Source organism: Limnoraphis robusta CS-951 (assembly GCF_000972705.2).
Genome location: NZ_LATL02000195.1, coordinates 1 through 8,396, shown reverse-complemented (window position 1 = coordinate 8,396; position 8,396 = coordinate 1). Strand labels below are relative to the sequence as shown.

Below are 8,396 nucleotides of genomic sequence, written 5' to 3'. Positions count from 1 at the left end.
AGCTTCTTTTTGCTCTGGAGACAGGTCTAATTTGAACTTGGCGGTCACAACTTGCTTCACAGATAAACCTTCACGAAATGTTTTCTAGCTTAACGAAGGTGAAGCTGAATTGTCAAGTAGCAATTTTCGGGGCATCGAGTCCCTCAATTGCTGCGCTATTCCTCCCCACGCCGTTTCGCTACGCTTCACTGAGCGTGGGGACTCCCGCGCTTTCGTTGAAAATTAACTCATCAATCCCTTCTTTCCCTAAAGTCAAAGCTATTCCATACTTCGGGAAACTCGGCGCTCAGAAAATCCCCAAACAAATAGCCCAACCGTTATGACAATCAACAACCATTCTGGGGGAATATAGAGAGGATTTACCACTCGAAACAGTAGCCGCAGTCCCACTAAACCAACGGTTAGATAACCTGCGGTTTCTAAATGGCTGTATTCTTTGAGCCAACGGATAAATAATCCTGCTAGAAATCTCAAAGCAATAATACCAAGCGAAGCACCGACGATCACCAACCAAGTTTCATCTGCAACAGCGATCGCTGCGGTGACACTATCGAGAGAAAAGGCTAAGTCCGTCATGGCGATCAAAGGAATGACTTGCCACAGTGAAGAGAAGCGTTTGCTACCGGATGATTCATCCTCGTCTTCTTTGGTAAAGTATTGAAACACCAACCACAATAGATATAATGCCCCAATTAGCTCAAATTGCCAAAACTGGATAACCCAAGTCGCAGCAATAATCAGAGCGATTCGTAAAACAAAAGCTAATATTAAACCGATGTTGAGAGCTTTACGCTGGAGTCTCTTGTCTTCTAAGCTACCAGCAATTGAAGCGAGTGCAATCGCATTGTCAGCCGATAGCACTGCCTCTAGAGCAACCAGAATAAACAGCAGAAAGAATACATTAAGACCCACTTCGGGCGAAGAAACTTCTAACACTTGATGCCACATTTACGATGTTATTGATTCTATGATAGTATGTATTTTTTTTTACAACGGGTAAACTTAGACCACTTCCCAAGCTGGCACTTTTCCCCATCGGGGGAGCGTGAACATCTTAAACTCCAGAAGCCATTAATCCCCATTTACCCCAGACAAATGAGAACACACTTCAATAATCTTAACGTAAGTTGCTGAAAATTTACAAACCAGGGTTAAGCTGAAGCAAGCGGCAAAACTTCTTTCGGTTTAACTAGGAACTCAGCTTCAACGACAAGCTTTTGGCGAATTACAGCTCAACTCGGGACCGAGGATCAACGAAAGGCAATCGAGAATTTGTTTAAACTTGTTACGAACTCTTCCCAAAAAGCTCAATATAGCTGAAATTTGTGAACAATAGATCTCTAAAATAAGGAGTTTTTTAACGATGGCTCTATCAGATACTCAAGTCTTGGTTGCTTTGGTGATTGCTTTGTTTCCGGGAATCATGGCTTTCCGCTTGGCAACTGAACTGTACAAGTAAGTCTCGTCAATTGATATCCCTGAAACATTAAGGCTTCTGTGTGTCACACCCAAGCCCAGGAGTTCAGGGATTAAGCTGTTCTCGACCGTTAAACTGAGCTAGACCCCTATCCGTGCTGAACCAGCAATTGCTCTAACTCACCTTGTTTAACAGTCGAGACGGTTTTTGTTTGACTAAGTGAACACAGAATACTCAGTTCTTTTATTTGTATGCTTAACTGGTATTGAGGAACCTAGAGGTTGACCTCCGGGGACTCGTAAAAGTTTATACCGTTATAGAGAAAGAATATGCAAGCGATTCAGCCCGTTACTCCGGTTAAACCCCCAGTTCAACTACGGAGTCGCCGCTTCAATCATCAAGTCGTACAACAACGACGTTCTCAACGTCACCGAGCGCACGCGATCGAAGCCAGTGTGAAGTTGGTGACAAACGTCTTACTCTCAGCTTGTGTCGTTTCTGCTTTAGTGCAGATTTTGCCCTACTATCGTTCGGCCGAAGAAAAGCTTAGTCAGATTCAATCTGAAGTTAAGTTAACCCGAGAGCGAGTAGGCGCAGAGCAAGCCGATTTCCATCGGCATTTCGATCCTCAACAAACGGCCAGTATCATGCAGGAGTATAGCAATAGAGTTGCACCCGGACAGCGACAGGTGATTTGGCTAGAAGATTTTACCGTCGAGCAAACAGAGTCGGCTAACTCTCCTGAATATGCAGGATTACATTAAACAGTGAACAGTGAACAGTTATCAGTTTTTACAGTTATCAGTTATCAGTTTTTACCTGTTCACTGGTCACTGGTGACTAACTAGGAAGCGTCTGCTAGGGCAAACTGAGAAACCAATAGATCAACAGCAGCTTGATACTGAGGATCAGCTTCAGTGGCGATCTGATTTCGGGTTAAAGCTTTGGTCGGCACAATTTGATCCGGCTTAATCCCGAGTTTGTTAATATCATGGTGAGCTGGGGTTTCGTACTTGGCAACCGTTACCGCCAATCCCGAACCATCTGGCAAATCAAACAGCGATTGAATTAACCCTTTACCAAAGGTCTTTTCACCCACCAGTTGAGCGCGAAGGTTGTCTTGCAAGGCTCCGGCGAGAATTTCACTCGCACTGGCTGTTCCTTGATTGACTAATACCACCAAAGGGTCTTGGGTGAGTGATGAACCCACAGCATCAAAACTCCCTAAAACGCCCTGACGATTGACTGTATAAACGATTGTTCCTTCTTCGAGCCACAATCGGGCAATTTCAACACCCGCTTGCAAGAGTCCACCCGGATTGTTTCGCAGATCGAGAATATAAGCTTTCGCCCCTTGACGGTTTAAAGTTTGAATGGCGCTGGCGACTTCCTCGGTTGCATTGGCGCTAAACTGACTCAGGCGAATGTAACCAATCGGAACCGCCGACGACTTAGAATGCAGTTGTGCAAATACCGGATTGAGAGCAATCCGATCACGTTGGAGTTCGATCTCCTCTATTTTCTGGGTATCAAACCGTTCAACCGTTAGCCTCACCGTCGAACCAATTGGCCCACGCATATGGGTTGCGGCTTCATCGAGAGTCAGTTCAGCCGTCGAGAAGTCATCAATTTTGAGAATGCGATCGCGAGGTTGAATTCCCACTTGAGCCGCCGGAGAACCGTCAATCGGAGCAATAACCGTTAACTGTCCAGTTTCAGCATCAAGAGCAATTTGCAATCCCACCCCTGTTAGTTCTCCCGAGGTACTCACCTGTAAGCTGCGATACTGATTCGGTTTAAGTAAACGGGTAAACGGATCGTCCAAACTCGCCAGCATCTTCTCGATGGCTTGATAAGTTTCTTCTCTATTTTCTAACGGTTGACGAATTGCTTTTTCGCGAATGAACCACCAGTTTTGATGGTTAAAAGTTTCATCGACGTAGGCTCGGTTGACAATACGCCATGTTTCACTGATCAGCTTTTGTTCATCCGTGATTGCCAATGCAGGCGCAGTCCATCCTCCGACAATTACGGTTAGTTGCAGAACAATGACCAGTACAATCTGAAAAACTCTTTTGTGCATATTACCTAACTTTAAGGTTTTCCTGGACTTTTGGGCAAGCTGTTCTCAGAAATGGAGCTAGTGGCTCTATCGACTGAGACAGCAATGATGTACAGATTGGCATACAACGGCTTTAGCGTGATTAACCTCTGTTTGAGACCACTTGATTCTTGATGGTTTTGTGAAATTATAGTTAAAGTTATGTTACATTTTTGAAGGATGGGTAAATGACTGAGGGCAATCTGCTTGCCAGCTCAGAGGAGTTGTACCATTATCTCAGTCACTCTTGTAAACTGAATATTAATCCTTTAGTGATTCTGAGATTTAGTAGTCTCTATGCTAGCTTAGAAGATCTAAAGTAGTAGAGAGTCAAGTGGAGCGGTTCCACAGACTTCGGAAACCTCGCCTGTGATCGACCGCGCTAAGTCGAAACAAGCTTTGAGCTTGAATTCATCTCAGTTCGCGCCGAAAACCTTAGAATCGAAAGTTGTGAGGTTTAGGTATCCCACGTCTCTCTACGAGTAGGCAGTGGGAGGAGGTGAATCACCCAATCCAGACAGCAATTCATTTTTAGGAATTCTAGCTTCATGTTCTCAAAGGAAATAGAAGAATCAAAAGCATTTCAGTGGTTTAACGAGCGTCTAGAAATCCAGGCGCTCGCAGATGACATTACCACCAAGTACGTTCCTCCCCACGTCAACATTTTCTATTGTCTGGGCGGAATCACGCTGGTCTGTTTCTTGATCCAGTTTGCAACTGGATTTGCGATGACTTTCTACTACAGACCGACGGTAACAGAAGCTTTCACTTCTGTACAATACATCATGACGGAAGTCAACTTCGGTTGGCTGATTCGTTCTATCCATCGCTGGTCTGCCAGTATGATGGTGCTGATGATGATTCTGCACGTTTTCCGCGTTTACCTGACAGGCGGTTTCAAAAAGCCTCGTGAACTCACCTGGGTTACAGGTGTTATTTTGGCTGTGATCACCGTTTCCTTTGGGGTAACTGGATATTCTCTCCCTTGGGATCAGGTGGGATATTGGGCGGTTAAAATTGTATCTGGAGTACCGGAAGCGATTCCAATCGTTGGTTCTACTTTGGTTGAACTGATGCGTGGAGGTTCAGCCGTTGGACAAGCAACCTTAAGCCGCTTCTACACTTTACATACCTTTGTATTGCCTTGGCTGATTGCTGTGTTCATGTTAATGCACTTCTTAATGATCCGTAAGCAAGGCATCTCAGGCCCGTTGTAAGGTGAAGTTGAGTAGTTTTTGCTACACTAATCAGCATCACTCAAAACCATAATTAGAACCATTAGTGACCGAATTACTTGAGAAAGGAGACTCAGTATAACGATGTCAACATTAAAGAAACCGGATCTCAGTGATCCAGTATTACGCGAGAAACTTGCCAAGGGTATGGGCCATAACTACTATGGTGAACCCGCATGGCCGAATGACCTACTCTATACCTTCCCGGTGGTAATTGTCGGCACCTTTGCTTTGATCGTCGGTTTAGCTGTACTTGATCCGGCGATGATTGGTGAACCGGCTGATCCGTTTGCGACGCCTTTGGAAATCCTCCCCGAATGGTATCTGTGGCCTTCCTTCCAAATGCTGCGGGTTGTCCCCAACAAATTGTTAGGAATCACCCTGATGTCTGCCATTCCTCTGGGTTTGATTCTGGTTCCTTTCATTGAAAATGTTAACAAGTTTCAAAACCCCTTCCGTCGTCCTGTCGCAACTGCTATTTTCCTGTTTGGAACATTTGCAACCCTGTGGTTAGGTATCGGAGCGACTTTCCCAATTGATAAGTCTCTGACCTTGGGCTTGTTCTAAGCTTTAGCATTCTCTAAATCTTGTAACGTATTTAGATACCTGTGGGTTTCAATGTAGGCTGTACAAGAGTCTATCAGTGAAACTTTCACAGGTATCAATATTTTTATGTTTTTTTGATGCCAATAAACCCAGTATTTGCTGTAATAGAGTAAAAAAGAGTTGTATTAGCACGATAATCACAAAACTTGGACAAGAAAATAGATATCAACCCCCCGTTCTTGTGGTGCTTCCTGGAAATATTCTCTTGTGAAGGAGGCATTCAGTCCTATGTTAAAGATATTTTAGATGCTTATCTTAAGCTGATTGAACCTCGGGGAAAGTTGGACACCTCTTCCAACTTCCAAAGTGAAATATTACTGTTGCGAGATGCTCCCGGATGCCCAAACCCCTATGAAAACAGCAATATTAAGTTTCATTATCTCAAAACGAAAGTCCCGACCCTCGGACGCATTCGACTCGCCTCAACCCTTTTGGGATGTTTACTGACAAACCGTCCTCAACGGGTATTTTGTGGTCATATTAATTTAGCGCGTGTCGTCCAAGTGATTTGTCAACCCTTTGGAGTCCCCTACACCGTACTCACCTACGGAAAAGAAGTCTGGGAACCGCTTCCCCTCAAATATCGCAACGCCCTGCAAAAAGCTGACGAAATTTGGACAATTAGCCGCTATAGTCGAGATCGAGCCTGCCAAGCCAATCAACTCAACCCAGAAAAATTTAGACTGTTACCCTGCATGGTCGATGGCGATCGCTTTACTCCCGGTGCAAAACCGCCCCACCTGATCGAAAAATATGGTTTACACAATGCCAAAATCTTAATGACCGTTGCGCGTTTATGGTCGGGAGATATCTATAAAGGCGTAGATGTTACGATTAGAGCCTTACCACAGATTTCCCAAGCGATCAAAAATGTTAAGTATTTAGTGATCGGACGAGGAGACGACCAACCGCGTTTAGCGAAGTTAGCCGAAGAATTAGGCGTTGCAGATCAGGTAATTTTTGCAGGATTTGTCCCGACTGAAGACTTAGTAGAACATTATCGCGTTGCTGATGCCTATATCATGCCATCTCAAGAAGGATTTGGTATCGTGTACTTAGAAGCGATGGCTTGTGGCATTCCGGTTTTGTCGGGTGATGCGGACGGTTCGGCTGATCCTTTGCAAGATGGAAACTTAGGATGGCAAGTTCCTCACCGAGATGCCGATGCGGTCGCCAAAGCTTGTATTGAAATTTTGCAAGCGGAAGACCAACGTTGTCAGGGTGAATGGTTACGACAACAAAGTTTAGAACAGTTTGGTCAAGAAGCCTTTCGGGTGCAACTCCAAAAACTGCTGAATTTGTCAGTAGTATCATAGAAGAAAGGATGATTTATCCATCGGTGAACGCTTAAGGAGAACGCTGTGAACCAGGGACGGCCTAGAATCCTAAAATTTAATTTTTCTAAGATAAGCAACTGGCTGATTATCCTGGCAGTGATTTGGTTGCTGACGTCGATCGGTTTGGGGTGGTCTATTCTTATCCTCGTGGGGATTGTAATCCTGATCCCTGTCCTCTTGTTTGTTGGGGTGCAGTGGTGGTTAAGCCGAAATCTCATACAAGATGAATGCCCAGTCTGTGCTTATGAATTTACTGCACTCAATCAAACCCAGTGCCAGTGTCCGAATTGTGGTGAGCCACTTCAAGTTGAACAGGGTCATTTTAATCGCTTAACCCCACCCGGAACCATTGATGTTCAAGCGGTGGATGTTTCGGCTCAGATATTGGACGATTGATAAAAAAATTAAAATTCAGTTCGGCTCAAATAGGAGTTAGGATTTAACGTGTCTCAAGTCAAGCCAACAGTTCTGGTAACGGGCGGAGCCGGATATATCGGTTCTCATGCGGTTTTAGCTCTGCAACGTTCGGGTTATGAAGTTGTTATTCTTGATAACCTCGTTTACGGTCATCGCGATATCGTTGAACAAGTTCTCAAAGCAGAATTAGTGATTGGGGATACTAATGATCGCCAACTGCTGGATAATCTGTTTTCCATGCGCCGCATTGATGCGGTGATGCACTTCGCGGCTTATGCTTATGTCGGTGAGTCTGTATCGGCACCTGATAAATATTACCGTAATAATGTCATCGGTACGCTGACGCTCTTAGAAGCGATGAAAGACGCCTCGATTAATAAATTTGTGTTTTCGTCTACTTGTGCGACCTACGGCGTTCCTCAACAGGTTCCGATTCCTGAAGATCATCCCCAAAATCCCATTAATCCTTATGGGATGACTAAGTTAATGGTCGAACATATTTTATCGGATTTTGATCGGGCTTATGATTTTAAATCCGTTTGGTTCCGCTATTTTAACGCGGCAGGCGCCGATCCAGAGGGTTCACTCGGAGAAGATCACAACCCCGAAACTCATTTGATTCCTCTAACTTTACTCACCGCTTTGGGTAAACGAGAGTCTATTTCTATTTTTGGGACAGATTATCCGACGCTTGATGGAACTTGTGTTAGAGATTATATCCATGTTACCGATTTAGCGACGGCTCATGTTTTAGGGCTAGAATATCTGTTGAACGGGGGTAAAACAGATGTCTTTAACCTGGGGAATGGGAATGGATTCTCTGTGAAAGAGGTAATCGAAACCGCTCGACAAATCACCGGAAAAGAAATTAAAGCCGTTGAATGCGATCGCCGTCCGGGTGATCCGCCTGCTTTAGTAGGAACTGCGGAAAAAGCCCGTCAGATTTTAGGTTGGAATCCTCAATATTCTGACTTGAATGCGATTATTTCTCACGCTTGGAATTGGCATCAAAAGCGTCACAGTTAATTTACAGTGAACAGTCACCAGTAACCAGTGAACACGGTTGTAGGGGCGGGTTCGGAAAAAATCTATCTCTGTTAGAAATAACCTCGATAAACCCGCCCTTTTTAAGTTGACAGCCACCCCTGTTGTCGGGGCGGGTTTATAATCGTTTTTTGTGGGCAATTCACGGGTTAGGGCGGGTTTACCAAAAATTGCCGCACACGCCCCTACCTTCAGGTATGGGGATATAAGGCTCTTTCTAATGCTATAATAACTCTACT

Annotated in this window: 9 protein-coding genes; 7 read left to right on the top strand and 2 right to left on the bottom strand. The window is 44.6% G+C overall.

What is annotated here, in order from left to right:
- Nucleotides 1-258: 258 nt before the first annotated feature.
- Nucleotides 259-948, bottom strand: a complete 690-nt coding sequence (locus tag WN50_RS16810; RefSeq protein ID WP_046279523.1) for a TerC family protein — start codon at nucleotides 946-948, stop codon at nucleotides 259-261.
- A gap of 415 nt (nucleotides 949-1,363) precedes the next feature.
- On the opposite strand from WN50_RS16810, the gene psaM reads away from it, so the two are divergent.
- Entirely contained in the window at nucleotides 1,364-1,459 is a 96-nt protein-coding gene (gene psaM / locus WN50_RS32335) for a photosystem I reaction center subunit XII (RefSeq protein ID WP_072075595.1), read from the top strand.
- A 287-nt stretch (nucleotides 1,460-1,746) separates the two neighbouring features.
- Entirely contained in the window at nucleotides 1,747-2,181 is a 435-nt protein-coding gene (locus WN50_RS16805) for a slr1601 family putative cell division protein (RefSeq protein ID WP_046279522.1), read from the top strand.
- A gap of 80 nt (nucleotides 2,182-2,261) precedes the next feature.
- Here WN50_RS16805 and ctpA read toward each other — a convergent pair whose 3' ends face one another.
- Nucleotides 2,262-3,500, bottom strand: a complete 1,239-nt coding sequence (ctpA, locus tag WN50_RS16800; RefSeq protein ID WP_046279521.1) for a carboxyl-terminal processing protease CtpA — start codon at nucleotides 3,498-3,500, stop codon at nucleotides 2,262-2,264.
- Between the two features lie 566 nt (nucleotides 3,501-4,066).
- On the opposite strand from ctpA, the gene petB reads away from it, so the two are divergent.
- The 5 genes from petB to galE all read left to right on the top strand — a co-directional run bounded on the left by petB (nucleotide 4,067) and on the right by galE (nucleotide 8,139).
- Nucleotides 4,067-4,735, top strand: a complete 669-nt coding sequence (gene petB / locus WN50_RS16795) for a cytochrome b6 (RefSeq protein ID WP_046279520.1) — start codon at nucleotides 4,067-4,069, stop codon at nucleotides 4,733-4,735.
- Nucleotides 4,736-4,837: 102 nt separating this feature from the next.
- Complete coding sequence (gene petD / locus WN50_RS16790; RefSeq protein WP_046279519.1) at nucleotides 4,838-5,320, top strand: cytochrome b6-f complex subunit IV; 483 nt, start codon at nucleotides 4,838-4,840, stop codon at nucleotides 5,318-5,320.
- Nucleotides 5,321-5,505: 185 nt separating this feature from the next.
- Entirely contained in the window at nucleotides 5,506-6,675 is a 1,170-nt protein-coding gene (locus WN50_RS16785; protein ID WP_046279518.1) for a glycosyltransferase, read from the top strand.
- Between the two features lie 45 nt (nucleotides 6,676-6,720).
- Nucleotides 6,721-7,092 carry a hypothetical protein gene (locus tag WN50_RS16780; RefSeq protein ID WP_046279517.1) on the top strand — a complete coding sequence of 124 codons (372 nt, stop codon included), beginning with the start codon at nucleotides 6,721-6,723 and terminating at the stop codon, nucleotides 7,090-7,092.
- A gap of 48 nt (nucleotides 7,093-7,140) precedes the next feature.
- Nucleotides 7,141-8,139, top strand: a complete 999-nt coding sequence (gene galE, locus WN50_RS16775; protein ID WP_046279516.1) for a UDP-glucose 4-epimerase GalE — start codon at nucleotides 7,141-7,143, stop codon at nucleotides 8,137-8,139.
- The last annotated feature ends 257 nt before the right edge of the window (nucleotides 8,140-8,396 follow it).